The organism is Mesorhizobium sp. ES1-4, from assembly GCF_020164745.1.
Lineage (GTDB): Bacteria > Pseudomonadota > Alphaproteobacteria > Rhizobiales > Rhizobiaceae > Mesorhizobium.
On record NZ_JAIUGV010000003.1, the window covers coordinates 304,613 to 325,240 of the forward strand.

A 20,628-nucleotide genomic window follows, 5' to 3' on the forward strand; every position below is an offset into this window, starting at 1 on the left:
GATCAGGCCCCGAACGGACGCAGCAGCGCCCTTGAAATGATGTGGCGCTGAATCTCGGACGTGCCTTCCCAGATGCGCTCGACGCGGGCGTCGCGCCAGATGCGCTCCAGCGGCAGGTCGTCCATCAGCCCCATGCCGCCATGTATCTGGATCGCTTCGTCGGCAACGAAGGCGAGCATTTCAGTGGCTTTCAGCTTGGCCATGGCCATGTCCTGGTCGGTGACGGTGCCCTGATCGTACTTCCAGCCGGCTTCGAACACCATCAGGTCGGCGGCCTTGAGTTCCGTCGCCATGTCGGCGAGCTTGAACGACACGCCCTGGAACTTGCCGATCTGCTGGCCGAACTGCTGGCGCTGCGCGGCGTATTCGACGGCATGGCCAAGGGCACGCTCGGCTCGGCCGAGGCAGGTGGCGCCGACCTGCAGGCGGGTGGCGCCGAGCCAGGAATTGGCGACATCGAAGCCCTTGTGCACTTCGCCCAGAACCTGGGACGCAGGCAGGCGACAGTCGTCGAACTCGAGAATGGCGTTGGTGTAGCCGCGATGCGAGACGTTGCGGTAGCCGTCGCGCACGGCAAAACCCTTGGTGCCCTTGTCGACGAAGAAGGCGGTGATCTTCTTGCGTTTTCCGCGCGGTGAATCCTCTTCACCCGAGGCCATGAAGACGATGGCGAAATCGGCGAGATCGGCATGCGAGATGAAGTGCTTGGTGCCGTTCAGCACCCAGTCGTCGCCGTCCTGTACGGCCGTTGCCTTCATGCCACGCAGGTCGGAGCCGGCGCCGGGCTCGGTCATCGCCAGGCAATCCCATTTCTCGCCGCGGATGCAGGGGAAAAGATACTTTTCGCGCTGCTCCGGCGTGCCGGCGAGCAGGATGTTGGAGGGCCGCGCCACGCAGGTCCAGTGCAGCGCGTAATTGGCGCGGCCGAGTTCCTTTTCGTAAAGCAGCCAGGTTACCGTATCGAGCCCCGCGCCGCCGACATCGGCCGGCATGTTGGCGGCATAGAGGCCAGCCTCGATCGCCTTGGCCTTGATCTCCTCGATCAGCTCGCGGCGCAGCACGCCGGTGCGCTCGACCTCGCGTTCATGCGGATAAAGCTCGTTCTCGACGAAGGCGCGCGTCGTCTCGACAATGAGCTTCTGCTCTTCCGAAAGACCGAAATCCATGGCCTCAGCCTTTCTTCTTGTTCTTCGGCTTATCGGCCTTCTTCACCGGCTTGGAGGCCTTGGCCTTCTCGGCCGCCTTCGAGGCTGTCGGCTTCTTCGCCGCCAGCTTGGCGAGCTGTTTGGTATAGTCCTTGTGCAGCGCGCCGGCGCCCCAGCCCTTGCCCCTGTTCTGCTTCGACAGCGCGTCCATGATGGCGACCAGATTGTCGTCGCGGATCTTTTCCAGTTCGCGGATCGACAGGCCGTGCGCCTGGTCGTCCGACTGGGTGGCGATCAGGTCGACCAGCTCGTCGTTGAATTCCGGCACGTCCATCAGCTTGGTCCACGGCCATTTGAGGCAGGGCCCGAACTGCGCCATGAAGTGGCGCATGCCGGCCTCGCCGCCGGCGACACGGTAGACCTGGAACATGCCCATCTGCGCCCAGCGCAGGCCGAAGCCGTAGCGCATGATGTCATCCAGTTCCTCGACGGTGCAGATCCCGTCCTTGATCAGCCACAGGGCCTCGCGCCAGGCGGCTTCGAGCAGGCGGTCGCCGACAAAGGCCTCGATCTCCTTGCGGATGACGACGGGCTTCATGCCGATCGAGGCATAGACTTCCTTGGCCACTTCGATGGCTTCCGGAAAAGTCTGTTCGCCGCCGACGATCTCGACCAGCGGCAGGAGGTAGACCGGGTTGAACGGGTGGCCGACGACCAGCCGCTCGGGATGCTTCTTCATCGCCACCTGCATGTCCGTCGGCTTGATGCCGGAGGTCGACGAGCCGACGATCGCATTGGCCGGCGCGTGGATGTCGATCTCGGCCAGCACGCGATGCTTGAGGTCGAGCCGTTCCGGCACGCTTTCCTGGATGAAATCGGCGTCGGCCACCGCTTCAGCGATCGTCTTGGCGAAGGTCAGCTTGCCCTCCTTGGGCAGGCCGCCAGGGACCATCTGCTTGTAGGCGCGACGCGCGCCCTTCATCACTTCCGAGACCTTGCGCGAGGCCTCCGGATCGGGATCGAAGATCGAGACGTCGATGCCGTTGAGCAAGAGCCGCGCGACCCAGCCGGCGCCGATGACGCCGCCGCCGATGGCGGCCGCCTTGTTGATGATGCTCATTTGGAGGCTCCGGTTCTTGTCCTGGCGATTTCGGGATCGATGAGGGGCACGCGCTCACCGGCGCGGATCACTGACGGGTCGTAGGCTTTGCGCGCGAAGACTTCGAGCACGAAGGGCCGGAAGAAGTCGATCGGCAGCGTGTCGTAATCGGGGTCGAAGCTCGACTGGTCCCAGCGCTCGCAGAACTGGTCGCAGTCGTCGAAATAGAGGTGCCCGGCGAAGCGGTCGCGCGCATGGCGGTTGCCGCCGAGATGATGGGCATAATAGAGCCGCTGGAAATCGCCGTGCTTCTCCACCACCCAGGTGCATTGCTCGCGCACGAACGGCTTCAGGATCGCGGCGGCGTATTCGTCATGATTGTAGGGCGCATAGATGTCGCCGATGTCGTGCAGCACGGCGCAAGCGATCCAGTCGGTGTCGGCACCGTCGCGCCAGGCGCGTGTCGCCGCCTGCAGCGAATGGCCGAGCCGGGTGATCTTGTAGCCCGACAGGCCCTCGTCGAGCTGCACCAGCGCGTCGAGCAGCCGCTCGCCGGTCTTGGCCGCATAGTCGATCTCGTGCGCGGTCAGGAACTCGTAGTCGTCCCTGTCGCCATCCTTCATCGCGGTGAATTTGACAGTAGTCATGCCGATCTCCTCCCAGCGATCGAATTACGCAGCCATCGGCGCCCGCTTGGTCAGGTTCAGCTTCTTGCGCACTTCTTCCGGTCCAAGAATCCTGGCGCCGAGATTGGTGACGATGGAGGCGGCACGCTCGACCAGTTGTGCATTGGTCGCCAGCACGCCCTTGTCGAGCCACAGATTGTCCTCAAGGCCGACGCGGACATTGCCGCCGGCGAGCACCGCGGCAGCGGCATAGGCCATCTGGTTGCGGCCGATGGCGAAGGCCGACCAGTTCCAGGTCGACGGCACGTTGTTGACCATCGCCATGAAGGTGTTGAGGTCATCAGGCGCGCCCCACGGCACCCCCATGCAGAGCTGCACCAGCGCGTCGGGGTTGAGCACTTTTTCCTCCACCAGTTGCTTGGCGAACCACAGATGCCCGGTGTCGAAGGCCTCGATCTCGGGCTTGACGCCGAGCGCCGTCATCATGCCGCCCATGGCGCGCAGCATGCCGGGCGTGTTGGTCATGACATAGTCGGCCTCCGCGAAGTTCATGGTGCCGCAGTCGAGCGTGCAGATTTCCGGCAGGCACTGGCGCACATGTTCCATGCGGTTGGTGGCGCCACCCATGTCGGTGCCCTTTTCGTTGAGCGGCAGCGGCGCTTCCGGAGAACCGAAAACCACGTCGCCGCCCATGCCGGCGGTCAGGTTCAGGATGACATCGACGTCCGCCGCGCGGATACGTTCGGTCACCTCGCGGTAGAGATGGACGTCGCGGCGCGGCTTGCCGGTTTCGGGGTCGCGCACATGGCAATGGACGATGGCAGCACCTGCCTTGGCCGCGTCGATCGCCGAATCGGCGATCTGCTTGGGCGAGCGCGGCACATGCGGGGAACGATCCTGCGACCCGCCGGAACCGGTCACGGCACAGGTAATGAAAACCTCACGGTTCATCGCGAGCGGCATCGTAGTCCTCCCAGAACAGATTGTAGGCCAACAATGACGGACTTGCGGGAAACTGGTTTGCATTTTACGAAGGTGATATGATCAAAAGCGAAAAATCTGATATCTTTCGCGCCGAGCGCGTACCGCTCAAGGTGACGCTGCTGGTGTTTTCCGGCTCATCGATCATGTGCGTGGCCTCCGCTGTCGATCCGCTGCGCGCCGCCAATCGCATTTCCGGCGAGACGCTGTTCGATTTCAAGCTGGTTTCGGTGACCGGTGAGGCGCCGGTCACCACCTGCGGTCTGCCGGTGGCGGTCAGCGGCCGTTTTGACGCGGCCGAACAAACCGACGTTCTCGTCGTCGTTGCCGGTTTCGGCACCCAGAATTACGCGACGTCGGCTCTGCTCGCAGGGTTGCGAAGGGCGGCCCGTGCGGCCCGTGCGTGCGGTGGCGTCGAGGCAGGCACCTGGCTGGTGGCGCGCGCCGGCCTTCTGGAGGGACGCAGTGCCACCACCCATTGGGAAGACATGGAGGATTTTTCCTCCGCCTTCCCCGGCGTCGACGTGCGGCCGGATCGCTATGTCATCGACGGGCCGGTGTTCACCTCGGGCGGCGCTTCGCCGACCTTCGACCTGATGCTGCATCTCATTCGCACGCGTCTCGGCATGGCCGTGGCGCTCGATGTCGCCAGCGTCTTCATCTACGACCAGGCGCGTGCCGCGACTGACGCGCAGCCGCTGGTCTCGCTCGGCCGGCTCGACGGCTATGATCCGCGCCTTGCGCAAGCCATCCGGCTGATGGAATCACATGTCGACCAGCCGCTGACCATAGAAGCGGTTGCCAAGCGCGCCGGCGTCACGGCGCGGACACTGGAGAGCATCTTTCGCAAGTCGATCGGGGAGACGCCGGGGGCCTACTATCTCAGGCTGCGCCTGGGCGCCGCGCGCCGGCTCGTGGTCGACACGCGAATCCCCATGGCGGATATTGCCGGGCGGACGGGGTTCTCGTCCGCCGCGGCATTTTCCAGAGCGTTTTCGAGAGCTTTCGGCGAGGCCCCAGTCAGGCTGCGCCGAGGTTGATCCAGGCTCAGGCGGCGTTCTGCCGGTCGCCGCCGCCGTCGATCTGCGAGCGCATCTGCCGCGCGAGATGGGTCTCGAAGCGGCTGGCAACGGCGCGGTCCCATTCATTGGCGCCGCGCGCGCCCTGCCTTGGATGCGGCAGCGCCATCAGCCGGTCGATGATCGATCCGGCCTCGCCAGGTGAGAGCAGGGCGTCGATTTCACGTTCGTGCTGCATATCGGTTCGCCTCCTTCTTCCTCTTCCGCCACGAGGGACACTTATACGAGATTCGTGACGGCAGTTTGAAGGCAAGAGCGAGGTCATTGAGAGGCGGCAAGGGGCAAAACCTTGTCACCGATCTCAGCTTGGCGCGCAAAATGGTTCCGCGCGCCAAGCTTTCGGATCGCATAGTGCGCCGGCCTGGATTGCCGACGGGTCAGGCAGCGTCAGACGTAGCGGTTGACGATGTTCTCGAGCAGTTCCTGACGGCCGGAGCGCGGCTGCGGCTCGATCTTCTTTTTCACCACGCGTTCGGCGATCTCCTCAAGCGTGCGCTTGCCCGACAGCATCGCCTTCGCCTCTGCCGTGTTCCAGCCGGCGTAGCGCTCGGCCAGCGGACCCGACAGCGCCTTGTCTTCGATCATTTTGGCCGCCGCCTTCAGGCCGCGCGCGCAACAATCCATACCACCGATATGGGCGATCAGCAGGTCCTGCGGGTCGAGTGACTGGCGGCGCAGCTTGGCGTCGAAATTGGTACCGCCGGTCTTGAAGCCGCCACCTTGCAGGACCTGGTAATAGGCGAGCGCCATCTCCGGAACGTTGTTGGGGAACTGGTCGGTGTCCCAGCCCGACTGGTAGTCGTTGCGGTTCATGTCGATCGAGCCGAAGATGCCGAGGGCGTTGGCCAGCGCCAGTTCGTGCTCGAAGGAATGGCCGGCGAGAATGGCATGGCCCTGCTCGATATTGACCTTGACTTCCTTCTCCAGGCCGAAGCGCTTTAGGAAGCCATAAACGGTCGCGACATCATAGTCGTACTGGTGTTTGGTCGGCTCCTGCGGCTTCGGCTCGATCAGGATCGTGCCCTTGAAGCCGATCTTGTGCTTGTAGTCGACGACGAGGTTGAGGAAGCGGCCGGCCTGTTCCTGCTCGCGGGCAAGGTCGGTGTTGAGCAGCGTCTCATAGCCTTCGCGCCCGCCCCATAGCACGTAGTTCTCGCCCTTCAGGCGCTTGGTGACGTCGATGCAGCTCTTCACTGTCGCGGCCGCGTAGGCAAAGACGTCCGGATCGGGGTTGGTCGCGGCGCCCGACATGAAGCGGCGGTTTGAGAACAGGTTCGCCGTGCCCCAGAGAAGCTTGACGCCGGTCTGCTTCATCTTGGTAGCGAAATAGTCAGCGATTTCATCGAGCCGGGCGGCGCTTTCGGAGAAATCCTTGCCCTCGGGCCGCACATCGGCATCGTGGAAGCAGAAATAAGGCGCGCCGAGCAGCGAGAACATCTCGAAGGCGACATCCGCCTTCAGTTTCGCCAGCTCCATGGTGTCGACGCCGCCAGCCTTGGGGAACCAGGGGCGGTCGAAGGTCTGGCCGCCGAACGGGTCGCCGCCCGGCCAAGCGAAGGAATGCCAGTAGGCGACGGCAAAGCGCAGATGGTCCTCCAGCCGCTTGCCGGCGACCACCTCATCGGGATTGTAGAACCGGTAGGCCAGCGGATTGGTCGAATCGGGTCCTTCATATTTGATTTTCTGGATGTCGCCGAAAAAGCCGCTGCTCATGGTTCTGTTCCTCTCCGAGATATTGTTGCCCGATTACCTCAGGCGTAATTGGTTTCACGCCGGCGCTGGCCGAAAACGGTCCTGTCAAAACCGTCAAACGAAGGAGACAGACCATGACCGACCTCGACACGATCGCCCAAAACTACATCACCGCCTGGAACGAAAGCGATGCCGACCGCCGGGCGGCCTTGCTCAGGGCGGCCTTCACCGAAGATGTCAGCTATCGCGATCCGCTCATGCAGGGCGACGGCCATGCAGGCGTCGCGGCGCTGATCGACGGTGTGCAGCAACGCTTTGCCGGCTTCCGCTTCTCGCTGAGGGGCACGCCGGACGGCTTCGCCGACAAGATCCGCTTCTCCTGGAACCTCGGGCCGGAGGGTGTCCCTTCCGTCATCGAGGGCACCGATATCGGCGTCATCGAGAACGGCCGCCTGAAGAGCGTCACCGGCTTCCTTGACAAGGTCCCGGCGCAGTGAGGGCACGTCGTCAAGACGTGGTGGAGAACACCAATCGCCAAAGTCGGCGCCGCCCCTACGCTGGTGAATGGCGAAACCGATGACGACAGCGCCCCTCTCCCCGTCTCTATACGGGGAGAGGATGCCGGCAGGCAGGTGAGGGGCAGCGCCGACGTCCGGAAACCGGTTGTGGGCCAAGCTCCGGCTCACGCGGTTACGGCCTTGATCGCGGGATAGAGCGCGCGGTAACGACGATAGGCATCCGCGTAAGCGCCGCCGAGCGCGGCATCCGGCTCGATCGTGGCATCGGTCTTCGGCGCCGTGCAGACGCTGAGCGGATCGGCCCCCGTCGTGGCAATCAGGCCCAGCCGGGCTGCACCAAAGGCAGCGCCGAAATCGCCGTCGGCCGGGATATCCACCGGCACCTGCAGCGCGGTGGCGATCGCCTTCAACCAATAGCGCGAGCGCGAGCCGCCGCCGATCGCCGTCACACGCGTCAATGTCGTGCCTGCCGTCTTCAACGCTTCGAGGCTGTCGCGGAAGGCGAAGGCGACGCCTTCAAGCACGGCCTGGGTCAGCACGGCTCGGTCCGACTGATGCGCAAGGCCGGTGAAGGAACCGCGAATGGCGGAATCATTGTGCGGCGTGCGCTCGCCCGAGAGATAGGGCAGAAAAGATACGCCGGTCGGCGCTTTCAGGGAATCGCCGAGTTCCGATGTCAGTTCGCCGGCGCCCTTGCCCGTGATTTCCGACAGCCAGTTGAGCGAATCGGTCGCCGACAGGATGACGCCCATCTGGTGCCAGGTGTTGGGTAGCGCATGGCAGAAGGTGTGCACCGCGCTTGCCGGGTTGGGCAGATAGGACGCATTGGCGGCAAAAAGCACGCCCGATGTGCCGAGCGAGACAAAAGCGTGGCCGGCGCCGACCGTGCCCATGCCGCAGGCGGAAGCCGCATTGTCGCCGGCGCCGCCGGCGACAGGAATGCTGCCCGCGATGCCCCACTTCGACGCAAGTTCGGCGCGCAGGCCGCCGGCCTTCTCGGTGCCCTCGACCAGCGCTGGCATGTGCTTCTCGTCAAGCGATGTCGCGGCGAGCAGGTCCGCCGACCAACGCCGCTTGCCGACATCGAGCCAGGACGTGCCGCAAGAGTCCGACATTTCCGAAATATGTTCGCCGGTCAGCCAAAGCCGCAGGAAATCTTTTGGCAAAAGCACCTTCGCCACCTTGGCGAAGAGAGCCGGCTCATTGTTCTTCACCCAGGCAAGCTTTGGCGCGGTGAAGCCGGGGAAGACGATGTTGCCGATAAGTTCGCGAAAACGTGGATCGGCATCGAGCACCGCAGCTTCCGCGTGGCTGCGCGTGTCGTTCCACAGAATGCACGGACGCAGCACTTTGTCGCCGGCATCGAGCAGCGTCGCGCCATGCATCTGGCCGGACAGGCCGATACCCTTGACCGAAGCGAGCTCTTTCGGATGGGAAGCCCTGAGCTCGGCGATCGCGTCTTCGCAGGCGCGTATCCAGTGCGACGGGTCCTGCTCTGACCAGCCTGGATGCGGGCGCGAAACGTCGAGCGAGCCATGGCCGGAGCCGATGACGGTTTGCCCGGCATCGATCAGCAGCGCCTTGACGCCAGACGTGCCCAGGTCGAGGCCGAGATACATGGTTTCCTCCCACGTCCTTATTTTTTCGGAACTCGAAAAATATGTTTGAGCCAGTTTTAAGACAAGATCCGCTCCGGGTCAATTCTCCGACAAATCGGCCGCGCGCCGCGAAAACAGCGCCGACAGCGGACTGTCCGGCCGTGCCATCGAACGCTCGGCCGCCAGCGCCCTTGCCAGGGCGTTGTCGCCGGTCCGCAGGGCAGCCTCGATCAGTGTAAGATCAATGACGTCGCGCTGGGCATGGCTGCCGCCAAAACGGTGCGCAATGGCGCGAATGGGCCGGATCAACCGCGCTGTTTCCGCGTAGTTGCCGTCGCCGAAGGCCTTGATCGCCAGCGTCAGGGGATGGCCGACATCGCGGGTGAAAGCGGCATTGTCGTCTTCGGCGCGCATCGCCTCGCGCTGCGCGTCGAGCAAGTCGTTTGCCTGTCCGTCTAGACCGGAGCCGACAAAGGCCATCATCGCGTGCGCATCATTGAAGGCATAATTGCCGGCGCCGATCTTGCACCAGTTGTCGGCGAGCTTCGTCCAGCGATCGCCGACGTCGACGCCGCCAAGGTGAAGCCGCCACAGGATCGCCGAGGCGTCGACCATGTTGAGGGCCATCGTCGACGGGGTGCCGTAGATCGGGCCGTCAAAGAGCGCCAGCACCTCGCCGGTCTCGCCAAGATCGTAGTGGAACAATGCCAGATGCCACCAATTGTGCACCTGAAGGAAGCTTTCCCTGGTCCACGCTTCGGGATTGGCGCGCATCCACGCGATGCCATCCTTTTGCCGGCTCTGCATTTCCATGACATGGGCGACCGCATGCCGCGCCCAGCCGTCGCGCGGCTCGATGTCGACAGCCGCACGGCCGAGCGCCTCGGCCCGCGCGTAATCGCCCATCTCCTCCAGCCCGAAGGCCTGCATGCCGAGAACGGCGTGATAGCCAGGCATGCCGCTTTGCCAGGCCGGCAGCGCGCGGCCGATGCGGTCGCGCAGCATGCGCGAATTGCCGGTGAAAAAGTCGATCTGATGCCCGGTCAGCAGCGCTACGAGATCGAGCGGATGGTCGATGGCGATATCCTCGAGGATGCGGGAAGCGTCATGCCAGCGCCCCGCTGCGAGATGGCCAAGAGCAGCGACATGCGCCTGCTCGCGCGCGGTGGCGGCCAGCGGCAGCGCCGTCTCGTGACACGCCTTTGCCACCGCGCTCGCCTCGCGCTCGGTGGCAAGGCCGAACAGATAGCCCTTGAACACATGTGCCATGACGAAGCCGGGGTTCTCGGCAATCGCACGGTCGGCGGAACCGACCGGGTCGCCGATGAAACACTGCAGCTCGCGCACGGCCTGGCTGTAGGGCGAAAACCCAGCCTGCGTGGCGCCCGAAAGAGTCAGCCCGAATTCGTCCAGGGTCGGCATCTCTTGTCCCGTGATCGCGAACAAGCCCGATCCTAGAGCATCAACAGCGTGCTCGCCAACCAGGGGCCTGCAAACGGCGGCTTTCCGTGCCTCCGGGGCTCACGGGCCTGACCTGAATCTCGACACGCCTTGAGCCGCGCCGGCGTTTATCAATTGCCCGACCGCATGGCCACCGTGGCGATGCCGGCGCCGACCAGCAGCGTGCCGCCGGTGCGGTTGAAGATGCGGATCGCCCTGGGGTTGCGCACGACGTTGCGGGCGCGTGCCGCGATCAGCGCGTAGCCGAAGGCATTGGCGAACGCGAGCCCCAGGAAAGTTATCTCGAAAACCAGCATCTGCATCCAGAAATCGGCATGCCGGTCGAGAAACTGCGGCAGGAAGGCAACGAAGAAGGTGATACTCTTCGGGTTGAGCGCGGTGACCAGCCATGCATGCGCCATCATCCTGGACGACGACACCGCGTCGGTGCGCGGCTCTGCCTTCAGCGTCCCGCCGGCGCGGAACAGCTTCACACCGAGAAAGATCAGGTAGCCGGCGCCGATCAGTTTCAGGACGGTGAAGACACCAGCGGAAGCCGCCAGCAGCGCGCCGATCCCCAGCATCGACAAGGTCATGGCGGTGAAATCGCCGAGGGCCACGCCGACGGCCATCGGCAGGGCGGTACGCCAGCCCTGACCCAGTGCATAGGACACGACCAGAAGAATGGTCGGGCCCGGGATCACAAGGAGGATGGTCGATGCGGCGGCGAAGGCGGCCCAGTTTTCGAAGGACATGTCTGTCTCCCTTGGGTTAAAGAAAAGGATAAATCCTGAGCCTTGGGAGAATGTAAAGAGGCTTGATTTTTGGTTTTGCCCAGTTTCGGATCACGGCGCACATTCCTGGAAGCGCCGTGATATCGCCAGCGGCAACTCGGCATCGGTTGACGCCGCTCAGCGTGCTCAAACGCAAGCGGTGCAACCCATTCACGCTTTATCAACCATGAATGATGAAAATGCCCGCGATCCGGCCGGACCGTGCTTCCCGCCGACAGCGTAGGGTTTGGGTATATGCGTGAGTTGCCGCAAGGTCTGACGCCGCCACGAAACGGCGACGCAACCGAAACCGATCTTCTATTCTCCCGCCGCGCCGTCCTGTCCGGGGCGGGCGCATTGGCTTTGCTCGGCGTCGCCGGTTGCTCGACCTCGGGGGGCGGCGACCTGCCGGCGCTTCAACTCGACGATACGGTCACCGGTTCGGTGCGGCCGATCCGGCCCTCGATCAGCGTCGACAAGAACATCACCAGCCCGGACGTCATGTATGCCGCCTTGACGGACAACGGCTTCAACGTGCCCGAGGTGCCCTATCTCAAGGTCAAGCCGGAGTTCCGCCGCCAGATCGTCGTCGATACGACAGGCGAGGCGCCCGGTACCATCGTCGTGCATCTCAAGGAACGCATGCTTTATCTGGTCCAGCCTGGTGGCGATGCTATCCGCTACGGCGTCGGCATCGGCAAGGACGGTTTCCGCTGGTCCGGCCGCGCCAACATCCAGTACGGCCGGGAATGGCCGACCTGGACGCCGCCGCCCGAGATGATCCAGCGCAAGCCGGAACTGGTGAAGTGGCAGGGCGGCCAGCCCGGCGGCCTCACCAATCCGCTCGGCGCCCGCGCGCTCTACATCTATCAGGACGGCAAGGACACCGGCTACCGCATCCACGGCTCGCCCGAATGGTGGAGCATCGGCCAGGCGATGTCGTCGGGCTGCGTGCGCCTGATCAACCAGGACATCATCGACCTCTACAGCCGGGTGTCGAAGAAAAACCCCGTCGTCGTCATGTGATCGTGGCCGCGGTTCGCGACCGCCAGACTCTTCCGTTGCGCGATGGCCAAAGACAGGCCAAGGTACCTTGAAAATCATCGCCTAGAGCCGGGTGATTTCAGGTCCGTTCGACCTGAAATCTAAATCCGTCTCTAAATCAAGAATTAGAGCATGATGTCGTCCGAAAACCGCTTCACACTTTTCGCCATCATGCTTTAGGGAGACGTCAGGAATGGCCGGAACTTTTGTCATCGCGCAGGGCGGCGGCCCGACCGCCGTCATCAACCAGACGGTTGTGGGCGCCACGCTGGAGATCCGCAAGCGGCATCCCGGCGCCAAGGTGCTGGGCTCCATCCACGGCGTGCGCGGCATCCGCGACGGCAATTATGTCGACCTTTCCGCCATTCCGGAGGACCGGCTGCGGCTGATCGCCGGAACGCCGAGCGCGGCATTGGGCTCGACGCGCGACAAGCCTGACGCCGCCTATTGCGAGGTCATCCTGAAGGGCCTGCAGAAAGCGGGCGCCGACGCCTTCATCTATATTGGCGGCAACGACACCTCCGGCACGCAGCAAATCCTGACCGATGCCGCGGGCGGCAAGATTGCTTTCGTCCATGCGCCGAAAACCATCGACAACGATCTCGAGGAGAACGACCATACGCCGGGCTTCATGTCGGCGGCCGAATTCGTCGCCGGCGCCTTCCTGTCCGTCGACCTCGATTTCCGTGCGCTGCCCGGCATCTATGTCGGCATCGTCATGGGCCGCCATGCCGGCTTCCTGACCGCGGCGGCGACGGCCTGGCAACTCGACCCCGACAGCGGCCCGCATCTCGTCTACGTGCCGGAGCGGCCGTTCTCCGCCGCCGGCTTCATCGACGACGTGCGCGCCACGCTCGACCGCCACAAGCGCTGCATCGTCGCCGTGTCGGAAGGCGTCAGCACCGCCGACGGCAAGGCGCTGGTCGAAAGCCTGGTGCCCGCGGACAAGCTCGAACGGGACCAGCACGGCAACGTCAAACTGTCGGGCAGCGACCTGCCGGCGGCGCTCGAACGGGCATTGGCCGAGGGGTTGCCTGGCAAGCGTGCCCGCGTCGACGCGCTCGGCTACATGCCGCGCGGCTATGTCGGCGCCATCAGCGCCGTCGACGCACAGGAGGCCTTCGATGCCGGCGCCTTTGCCGTCGGCGTGGCCGAACAAGGCGGCGGCTCGGTGGCGCTGCAATATGATGGCGGCAAGACAGTGCTGAAGAAGGTGCCGCTGAAGAACGTCGCCGGCAAGACCCGCCACATGCCCGACGATTTCATGGAGCGCGACGCCAACCAGCTGTCCGCAACCGGCATGGCCTATCTCAAGCGACTGGTGCCGGAGAAATACAAGGTCGGAAAACCGTTCGTCTGATGCCAGACTCACACCTGGTGCCCGGCTCCCACCTGATGGAAAACTGGTTCAGCAGACGCATCGTCGACGACAAGACGACGATGCTGACCGAGCCGTTCGTGCACGGTTATGTGCGTGCCAACATCTGGCATTTCACCGGCCGCGACGTTGACCTTCTGGTCGATACCGGCATGGGCATCTGTCCGCTGGCGCCGCAGATAACGACGCCCGAAGGCAAGCCGCTTCTGGTCGTCGCCACCCATATCCACCTCGACCATGTCGGCTCGCTGCACGAATTTCCGCTGCGGGCCGGTCCAAGCATGAGCGCGGCGCAATTCGAGAGCATGGATGAGGCCGCGACCTACGCCTACATGTTCCACGATCTCGAAGGCGCTGTCTCAAGATTGCCGGCGCCGGGCTGGAAATCGGCGGACTATGCGATAGCGCCGGCGCCGTTGACGCGCACGCTCGACGAAGGCGACGTGGTCGATCTCGGCGACCGCCGGTTTCGGGTGCTGCACCTGCCCGGGCATTCGCCGGATTCGATCGCGCTGTTCGACGAGGCGGATGGCCTGTTGTTCAGCGGCGACGCCATCTATGACGACACGCTGATCGACGATCTGCCGGATTCCGACAGGGGGGCCTACATCAGCACGATGCGGCGCCTGCTCGACCTGCCGGTCCGCATCGGCCACGGCGGCCACGGACCAAGCTTCGACGGCAATCGCATGCGTGAAATTGCGTCGGCCTATCTACGATCCGTAAGCGCGCTCTGAATTAAATCTTCGTAAGGTCGGGCAAAAGCCCTGATCCAGGCCGATCCGGACCCTAGATAGCTGGTTGTCGATCCGGCCGGCTGCCATGTACGGCGAGACAGGCCCCCGGTCGTCGACACGCTGACGGGCGCCTTCTCCCAAGAGCCGCTCGCGGCGCCGGATCAACCCTCGCCCGGACAGAACGACCATGTCACCCATTGGTATTCTTCGCAGGCATCGCGTCGCCGCCCTGCTGGGCGCTGCGCTGATCATCTCCCCCGTCGTCGGCGCAGTCGCCCAAAGCACTGGCAATGCCAGCTTGAGCAAAGTCGTTGCGACAACGCAGACCCCAGCCGCCGGAACAACGGCTCCGAACGGATCGTTCGCGCCGATCGTGGCGTCGACCAAGCCCGCTGTCGTCACCGTCACGAGCGTCATGAAGGGGCAGCCGCAAATCATGAGCCAAGGTTCGCCCTTCGGCGGCAATTCTCCTTTCGATGACTATTTCCGCCAGTTCTTCGGCGATCAGGGCATGCCTGCTCCCAAGACGCCTCCGCAGCAACAGTCGCCGCACGCCGAGGCACTTGGTTCAGGCTTTATCGTCAATGCCGACGGCACCATCGTCACCAACAACCACGTCGTCGACGGCGCATCCTCGATCAAGGTCACGCTCGACGACGGCACGGAGCTTCCGGCCAAGTTGGTCGGCCGCGACGCCAAGAACGATCTCGCTGTCTTGAAGATCAAAGCCGACAAGGCCTTGCCGACCATCAAGTGGGGCGACTCCGACAAGCTGATGACCGGCGATCAGGTATTGGCGATCGGCAATCCGTTCGGCATCGGCACCACGGTCACCGCCGGCATCGTCTCGGCGCGCGGCCGCGATCTGCATAGCGGGCCGTTCGACGACTTCATCCAGATCGACGCCCCGATCAACCACGGCAATTCCGGCGGTCCGCTCGTGGATATCAATGGCAATGTCGTCGGCATCAACACGGCGATCTATTCGCCCAATGGTGGCAGCGTCGGCGTCGGCTTCGCCATCCCGTCGGACCAGGCCCAGAAGGTGGTCGCCAAGCTGATGAAGGGTGGCAACATCGAATACGGCTATCTCGGCGTCGAGATCCAGCCCGTCACCCCGGACGTCGCCAACGCCATCGGGCTCGACCATCCAGGCGGCGCCTTGGTCTCGCAGGTCAATGATGGGTCGCCCGCTGCCAAGGCCGGCATCGAAACCGGCGACGTCATCACCGGCTTCGCCGGCCAGGACATCAAGGATCCGAAGGATCTGTCGCGGGCCGTCGCGGACGTCGCGCCAGGATCCAAGGAACCGGTGGCTGTCTGGCGCAAGGGCAAGGCCATGCAGATCTCCGTCGATGTCGGGCGCAACCAGGACGATGCGAAGACGGCATCGACCGGCGGTTCCGGCGCGCCGAGCCCCGAACAGGGCCCCCGCGCGCCGGCCATCGGCCTCGGCCTGATGGACATCACGCCCGATATACGCCAGCAGATGAACCTGGCCGACAACGAGCAGGGCGCGGTGGTCGCAACCGTCAACCCGAACAAGGCCGCGGGCAGCGCCGGCATCCAGCCCGGCGACATCATCGTCGCTGTCAACCAGGCGCCGGTGAAGAACGCCAGGCAGGTCACGCAGGCCATCGCGCAGGCCAGCAAGTCAGGCCGCAAATCGGTGCTGCTGCTGGTGGAACGCGACGGCAGCCAGATCTATGTCGCCGTCCCGTTCGCCAATGGCTGAGCCGTGACGCTGACTTAACATCCTGTGGCGGGTTTGCCGGCGACGGTCCCGCCACCACGCCTAATGGATCCGTTCCGACGCGACGCGCTTCAGAGCTTGCGCAGCGCAACTTCCTCGACCAGGTGGTCGGCGCCCTTGCGTAGGATCAGGTCGGCGCGGGCGCGCGTCGGCAGGATATTTTCGCGCAGGTTCTTCAGGTTGATGTTGGTCCACAGACCCTCGGCGATTGCCCTCGCCGCATCCTCCGACAGCTGCGAGTAGCGGTGGAAGAAGGAGTCCGGATCGCGGAAGGCGGTCTCGCGCAGCCGCATGAAGCGGGAAATATACCACTGGTGGATCAGCTTTTCGTCGGCATCGATATAGATGGCGAAGTCGAAGAAGTCCGACAGGAAGGGCACGATCTTGCCGTCCTGCGGCAGCTTGCCCGGCTGCAGCACGTTGATGCCTTCGAAGATCAGGATGTCGGGCCGGTCGATGGTGACGAACTCGCCGGGGATGACGTCATAGGTGAGGTGCGAATAGACCGGTGCGCGGACGTCGGGCAACGCCGACTTGATGCCGGAAAGGAAGCGCAGCAGCGCGCCGACATCGTAGCTGTCGGGAAAACCCTTGCGTTCCATCAGGTTTTCGCGGCGCAGCACCTCGTTGGGCAACAGGAAGCCGTCCGTGGTGATGAGGTCGACCTTGGGGCTCGACGGCCATCGCGCCAGAAGTTCCTTCAGCACGCGCGCCGTGGTCGATTTGCCGACCGCGACGGAACCGGCGATGCCGATGATGAACGGCGTCTTGACGATATCGACGGCATTGAAAAAGGCCTGGCGCTGCCGGAACAGAAGCTGGCTCGCCTCGACATGCGCCGACAAAAGCCGCGACAATGACAGATAGATGCGTTTGACCTCTTCGAGGTCGACGGGATCGTTGAGCGACCGCAGGCGGCGGAATTCGTCCTCGGTCAGCGTCAGCGGCGTCTGGGCGCGGAACTGCGACCATTGCTCGGCCGAGAAGAAGCGAAAGGGGGAATATTTCTCGGTTGGCGCGAGCTGATCCATCGAGATACCTGCCCTCCCTCGCGGTCAGCCCTTGGGCCGTGACGCCTTCTCGGCGATGCCCGAACGCCCGGTACGGCTTTCGAGCTCCTTGAGCACGTCGTCCAGCGGAACGCCCGCTATGCCGAGAACGACGAGCCAATGATACATTAGATCGGCGCTTTCCGAAACGAGGCCCTGTTTGTCGCCCTTGACGGCGGCGATGACCGTCTCGACCGCTTCTTCGCCGAGCTTCTGCGCCGCCTTGTCCATGCCGCGCGCGAACAGTTTGGCCGTCCACGAGTCCGGATCGCCGGAATGGACGCGGTCGCTGACGATTTTTTCCAGGTCGGAGAGCGAAAATTCGGCCATATCCGTCTATCTTCTTGTCTAAGGCCGATCTTTTCCGAAAAGCCGGTTCAGGGAACATGCTCTAGGACCTGTTGCCCAGCGAGTCCAGCCGCATCGGCAGGCCGGCCTTGGCCATATGCGCCTTGGCTTCGGCAATCGTGTAGGTTCCGAAATGGAAGATGGACGCCGCCAGAACCGCACCCGCATGGCCGTCGCGGATGCCTTCGACCATGTGGTCGAGCGTGCCGACACCGCCCGATGCTATGACCGGCGCGCGCACCGCGTCCGATACTGCCCGCGTCAACGCGATATCGTAGCCGGCCTTGGTGCCATCGCGGTCCATCGACGTCAACAAGATCTCGCCAGCGCCGCGATCGACCATGCGGCGCGCGAATTCGACCGCGTCGATACCGGTCTTCTCGCGGCCACCGTGGGTGAATATCTCCCAGCGGTCGGCCTCGCCGGCGCCGGACACTTTCTTGGCATCGATGGCGACGACAATGCATTGGTTGCCGAACTTGTCGGCGGCTTCGGCGACGAAATCCGGGTTCTTCACCGCCGCCGTGTTGATCGACACCTTGTCGGCGCCGGCCAGCAGCAATTTCCTGATGTCCGCAATCTGGCGCACGCCGCCGCCGACGGTCAGCGGCATGAAGCACTGTTCAGCGGTACGGGCGACGACGTCGAAGATGGTCTCGCGATTGTCCGACGAAGCGGTGATATCGAGAAAGCAGAGCTCGTCGGCGCCGGCGGCGTCATAGGCCTTGGCTGCCTCCACCGGATCGCCGGCGTCGATGAGGTCGACGAAATTGACGCCCTTGACGACACGGCCGTCCTTGACGTCGAGGCAAGGAATGACGCGGGCTTTCAGCATCAGCGGCCCTCTATGGTGGCAAGCAGGTCGGTCAGCAGTTGGCCGACCAGCGGCGGCACGTCGGCCTGGGCATCGAAGGCCGGATTGTAAGCGGAAACGGTGATGCCGACGACCGGCACGGCAAGCGCCATGGCGCAGGCCGCATCGCGCAGCTGCTCCGGGTTCGGCCCGCCAGGGGTGACGTAACGGTTGGCTTGCAGCTCCTCGGGGTCATGCACGTCGAGATCGAGATGAATGTGCACGCTGCTGGCGCCGGCTGCGTTCAGTTTTTCCGCCGCTTGCGCCACGCCCGGACATTCCGTCCGGATGACCGGCAATGTTTCGAGAAGCTTCTCCTCCGCCGGATCGAGATCGCGGGCGTTGACGAGCACGCAGCGCGCCGGATCTATAGGCTTGAAGCCGGGAATGGCCGATGCCATCGGACGCCAGCACAGGCCAAGCACCGTCGCCAGCGCCATGCCGTCGAGAAAGCCATGCACGGAAGTCTCGGGCGTGTTGAGGTCGCCGTGCTGGTCCGCCCAGATGATGGCATCGGCGCCCTCGCCGGCGACGGCGCCCGCCGACGTCAGGCAGTTTCCGGCCAGCACGATGGGGAACCGCCCCCTGTCGCGGGCAATGCGGACCTCGCCCGACACGGCGTTGCAGACGGCAAAACCCGTGGCGATCTCGCGCTCCTGGTCGTCGCCGACCCTGCCGATATCCTCGACCGTGACGTCATGGCCGGCAAGGGTCAGGGCATCGACCAGCCCGCCTGATATCAGCGCGTCGGGCCCCTGGCCCATGCCGCCGTGATAATGGCCGCTGTCATAGGAGGCCAGGATGAGCGAGACTTTCACGACCGCGCCTCCATCGCTGCCCTGCCTTGCAGGATCGCCAGCGCCTCGGCGGGATCGATGCGGCCATCATAGAGGGCGCGGCCCGAAATCGCTCCCTCGAGCTTTTGCGCGTCGGGCATGGTCATGCGCACGATGTCGGCGATCGAAGCCAGCCCGCCCGAGGCGATGACCGGGATCGACACAGCATCGGCGAGGTCGATGGTGGCGTCCCAGTTGATGCCGGTCAGCACGCCGTCGCGGTCGATATCGGTGTAGATGATGGCGGCGACGCCGGCGCCCTCGAACTTTCTGGCCAGTTCGATGACGCCCAGGCTCGACGCCTCGGCCCAGCCCTCGACCGCCACCTTGCCGCCCTTGGCGTCGATGCCGACGGCCACCTTGCCAGGAAAGGCCTTGCAGGCCTGCCTGACCAGATCGGGATCGCGCACCGCAACCGTGCCGAGGATGACGCGGGCGAGCCCACGATCGAGCCAGTCCTCGATCTCATCCAGCGTGCGGATGCCGCCACCGAGCTGCACCGGGCTCTTCGTCGCCTTGAGAATGGCGCCGACCGCGGCGCTGTTGACGCTCTGGCCCTGGAAGGCGCCGTTGAGGTCGACGACATGCAGCCACTCGAAGCCCTGCTCCTCGAAGGCTTTTGCCTGCGCGGCGGGGTCATCATTGTAGACGGTCGCGGTGGCCATGTCGCCGTGCCTGAGGCGCACGCATTGGCCGTCCTTGAGATCGATGGCTGGAAAGAGGATCATCCGCTCAAGCGCCTTCCACGATGACGAAATGGCCTGATGAGGCGGCAAGCCGGAACTGCGAAGCATGCTGGTATTCAGGCGAATGATAGCATTCGACCGCCTTGTCGAAAGACTCGAACTCGACCAGCACGTGGCGGTTGCCGGTCGGCCGTTCCGGATTTTCATGGCGGCCGGCCCGCACGGCGAATTTCGCGCCATACTTCGCGAACGCCGCCGCGTTCGCCTCGATGTACCGTTTGTACAATTCGGGGTCTCGGACATCGATCATCGCCATCCAGTAGCCCTTCTTGCTCATGGTGTTCAGGGCCTCCAGCGCAGGAAATTGGCGATCAGCGCCAGGCCCAGCGCCTGGCTCTTTTCAGGATGGAACTGCGTGCCGGCGAGGTTGTCGCGCGCGACCGCGGCTGTCACCGGGCCGCCATAGTCGGCAACGGCAAGGACCTCGTCCGGCTTTTTCGCATCGAGATGGTAGGAGTGGACGAAATAGGCATGCAGCCCGGTTGGTCCGGTCGGAATGCCGGAAAACAGCGGGTGCTGACGCTTCAATTCGATCGTGTTCCAGCCGATCTGCGGGATTTTCAGCGCCGGATCGGCCGGCGTGATCTCCTTGACGTCGCCCGATATCCAGCCGAAACCGTTGGTGACGGTCTTTTCGAGGCCGCGCTGCGACATCAGCTGCATGCCGACGCAGATGCCAAGGAATGGCCGGCCCTCGGCGATGGCGACGTCCTCGACCGCCTCCCACATGCCCTCGACGGCGCGCAGGCCGGCCGCGCAGTCGGCATAGGCGCCGACGCCGGGCAGGACGATGCGGTCCGCGGTGCGCACACGGTCGGCGTCGGCCGTCAGGTCGATCTGCGCTGCGATGCCGGCTTCACGCGCGGCGCGCTCGAAAGCCTTGGTGGCCGAACGCAGATTGCCCGAACCGTAATCGATGATCGCAACCCGCAT

General features: G+C 64.2%; 22 protein-coding genes. 6 read left to right on the forward strand and 16 right to left on the reverse strand.

Translation table 11 applies throughout. From position 1 onward, the window contains the following. Positions 1 to 2 precede the first annotated feature (2 nt). The 4 genes from LB556_RS07400 to LB556_RS07415 are packed head-to-tail and all read right to left on the reverse strand — an operon-like array spanning position 3 to position 3,833. Positions 3 to 1,166 carry an acyl-CoA dehydrogenase family protein gene (locus LB556_RS07400; protein ID WP_224565586.1) on the reverse strand — a complete coding sequence of 388 codons (1,164 nt, stop codon included), beginning with the start codon at positions 1,164 to 1,166 and terminating at the stop codon, positions 3 to 5. Between the two features lie 4 nt (positions 1,167 to 1,170). Continuing rightward, complete coding sequence (locus tag LB556_RS07405) at positions 1,171 to 2,265, reverse strand: carnitine 3-dehydrogenase (protein ID WP_224565588.1); 1,095 nt, start codon at positions 2,263 to 2,265, stop codon at positions 1,171 to 1,173. Then, complete coding sequence (locus tag LB556_RS07410) at positions 2,262 to 2,891, reverse strand: HD domain-containing protein (protein ID WP_224565590.1); 630 nt, start codon at positions 2,889 to 2,891, stop codon at positions 2,262 to 2,264. The genes LB556_RS07405 and LB556_RS07410 overlap by 4 nt, the downstream gene beginning before the upstream one ends. Before the next feature lie 24 nt (positions 2,892 to 2,915). Next, positions 2,916 to 3,833, reverse strand: coding sequence for a 3-keto-5-aminohexanoate cleavage protein (locus LB556_RS07415; protein WP_224565593.1), 918 nt, complete (start codon positions 3,831 to 3,833; stop codon positions 2,916 to 2,918). 77 nt (positions 3,834 to 3,910) lie between these two features. Between LB556_RS07415 and LB556_RS07420 the strand changes: the two genes are divergently transcribed. Then, positions 3,911 to 4,891: a GlxA family transcriptional regulator gene (locus LB556_RS07420; RefSeq protein WP_224565595.1), complete on the forward strand. Its 981-nt coding sequence runs from the start codon at positions 3,911 to 3,913 to the stop codon at positions 4,889 to 4,891. Positions 4,892 to 4,898: 7 nt separating this feature from the next. Here the strand turns inward: LB556_RS07420 and LB556_RS07425 are convergent, their stop codons facing one another. Together LB556_RS07425 and xylA are read right to left on the reverse strand one after the other, a co-directional pair. Further along, a complete protein-coding gene (locus LB556_RS07425) occupies positions 4,899 to 5,108 on the reverse strand; it encodes a hypothetical protein (RefSeq protein ID WP_224565597.1) in 210 nt (69 codons plus the stop codon). 209 nt (positions 5,109 to 5,317) lie between these two features. Continuing rightward, the gene (xylA, locus tag LB556_RS07430; RefSeq protein WP_224565599.1) at positions 5,318 to 6,643 is read right to left on the reverse strand and encodes a xylose isomerase; all 1,326 of its coding nucleotides are present in this window, start codon (positions 6,641 to 6,643) and stop codon (positions 5,318 to 5,320) included. Between the two features lie 113 nt (positions 6,644 to 6,756). On the opposite strand from xylA, the gene LB556_RS07435 reads away from it, so the two are divergent. After that, positions 6,757 to 7,119, forward strand: coding sequence for a nuclear transport factor 2 family protein (locus LB556_RS07435; RefSeq protein WP_224565601.1), 363 nt, complete (start codon positions 6,757 to 6,759; stop codon positions 7,117 to 7,119). Positions 7,120 to 7,304: 185 nt separating this feature from the next. Here the strand turns inward: LB556_RS07435 and xylB are convergent, their stop codons facing one another. The 3 genes from xylB to LB556_RS07450 form a co-directional block, all read right to left on the reverse strand. Further along, positions 7,305 to 8,759, reverse strand: coding sequence for a xylulokinase (gene xylB / locus LB556_RS07440; RefSeq protein ID WP_224565603.1), 1,455 nt, complete (start codon positions 8,757 to 8,759; stop codon positions 7,305 to 7,307). 78 nt (positions 8,760 to 8,837) lie between these two features. Further along, positions 8,838 to 10,160, reverse strand: coding sequence for a tetratricopeptide repeat protein (locus LB556_RS07445; protein WP_224565605.1), 1,323 nt, complete (start codon positions 10,158 to 10,160; stop codon positions 8,838 to 8,840). A 149-nt stretch (positions 10,161 to 10,309) separates the two neighbouring features. Beyond that, the gene (locus LB556_RS07450) at positions 10,310 to 10,933 is read right to left on the reverse strand and encodes a LysE family translocator (RefSeq protein WP_224565607.1); all 624 of its coding nucleotides are present in this window, start codon (positions 10,931 to 10,933) and stop codon (positions 10,310 to 10,312) included. 273 nt (positions 10,934 to 11,206) lie between these two features. Here LB556_RS07450 and LB556_RS07455 point away from each other — a divergent pair, with 273 nt between their 5' ends. The 4 genes from LB556_RS07455 (at position 11,207) to LB556_RS07470 (ending at position 15,845) form a co-directional block, all read left to right on the forward strand. Then, positions 11,207 to 11,977 (forward strand): L,D-transpeptidase, encoded by a 771-nt coding sequence (locus tag LB556_RS07455; RefSeq protein WP_224565609.1) that lies wholly within the window; start codon positions 11,207 to 11,209, stop codon positions 11,975 to 11,977. A gap of 211 nt (positions 11,978 to 12,188) precedes the next feature. Further along, on the forward strand, positions 12,189 to 13,355 hold the full coding sequence (locus LB556_RS07460; RefSeq protein WP_224565611.1) for a diphosphate--fructose-6-phosphate 1-phosphotransferase: 1,167 nt from the start codon (positions 12,189 to 12,191) through the stop codon (positions 13,353 to 13,355). 35 nt (positions 13,356 to 13,390) lie between these two features. After that, the gene (locus tag LB556_RS07465; protein WP_224565966.1) at positions 13,391 to 14,110 is read left to right on the forward strand and encodes an MBL fold metallo-hydrolase; all 720 of its coding nucleotides are present in this window, start codon (positions 13,391 to 13,393) and stop codon (positions 14,108 to 14,110) included. A 187-nt stretch (positions 14,111 to 14,297) separates the two neighbouring features. After that, a complete protein-coding gene (locus LB556_RS07470; protein WP_224565613.1) occupies positions 14,298 to 15,845 on the forward strand; it encodes a DegQ family serine endoprotease in 1,548 nt (515 codons plus the stop codon). Positions 15,846 to 15,934: 89 nt separating this feature from the next. On the opposite strand, the gene coaA is transcribed toward LB556_RS07470, so the two are convergent. The 7 genes from coaA to hisH form a co-directional block, all read right to left on the reverse strand. Next, on the reverse strand, positions 15,935 to 16,894 hold the full coding sequence (gene coaA / locus LB556_RS07475; RefSeq protein ID WP_224565615.1) for a type I pantothenate kinase: 960 nt from the start codon (positions 16,892 to 16,894) through the stop codon (positions 15,935 to 15,937). A gap of 24 nt (positions 16,895 to 16,918) precedes the next feature. Further along, positions 16,919 to 17,242, reverse strand: coding sequence for a phosphoribosyl-ATP diphosphatase (locus LB556_RS07480; protein WP_224565617.1), 324 nt, complete (start codon positions 17,240 to 17,242; stop codon positions 16,919 to 16,921). Positions 17,243 to 17,303: 61 nt separating this feature from the next. After that, a complete protein-coding gene (gene hisF, locus LB556_RS07485; protein WP_224565968.1) occupies positions 17,304 to 18,098 on the reverse strand; it encodes an imidazole glycerol phosphate synthase subunit HisF in 795 nt (264 codons plus the stop codon). Further along, entirely contained in the window at positions 18,095 to 18,931 is an 837-nt protein-coding gene (locus LB556_RS07490; protein ID WP_224565619.1) for an arginase family protein, read from the reverse strand. Before LB556_RS07490 ends, hisF begins: the two co-directional genes overlap by 4 nt. Further along, positions 18,928 to 19,677: a 1-(5-phosphoribosyl)-5-[(5-phosphoribosylamino)methylideneamino]imidazole-4-carboxamide isomerase gene (gene hisA / locus LB556_RS07495; RefSeq protein WP_224565621.1), complete on the reverse strand. Its 750-nt coding sequence runs from the start codon at positions 19,675 to 19,677 to the stop codon at positions 18,928 to 18,930. Before hisA ends, LB556_RS07490 begins: the two co-directional genes overlap by 4 nt. 4 nt (positions 19,678 to 19,681) lie before the next feature. Further along, on the reverse strand, positions 19,682 to 19,972 hold the full coding sequence (locus tag LB556_RS07500) for a DUF1330 domain-containing protein (protein ID WP_224565623.1): 291 nt from the start codon (positions 19,970 to 19,972) through the stop codon (positions 19,682 to 19,684). 5 nt (positions 19,973 to 19,977) lie between these two features. After that, positions 19,978 to 20,628, reverse strand: a complete 651-nt coding sequence (gene hisH, locus LB556_RS07505) for an imidazole glycerol phosphate synthase subunit HisH (RefSeq protein WP_224565625.1) — start codon at positions 20,626 to 20,628, stop codon at positions 19,978 to 19,980.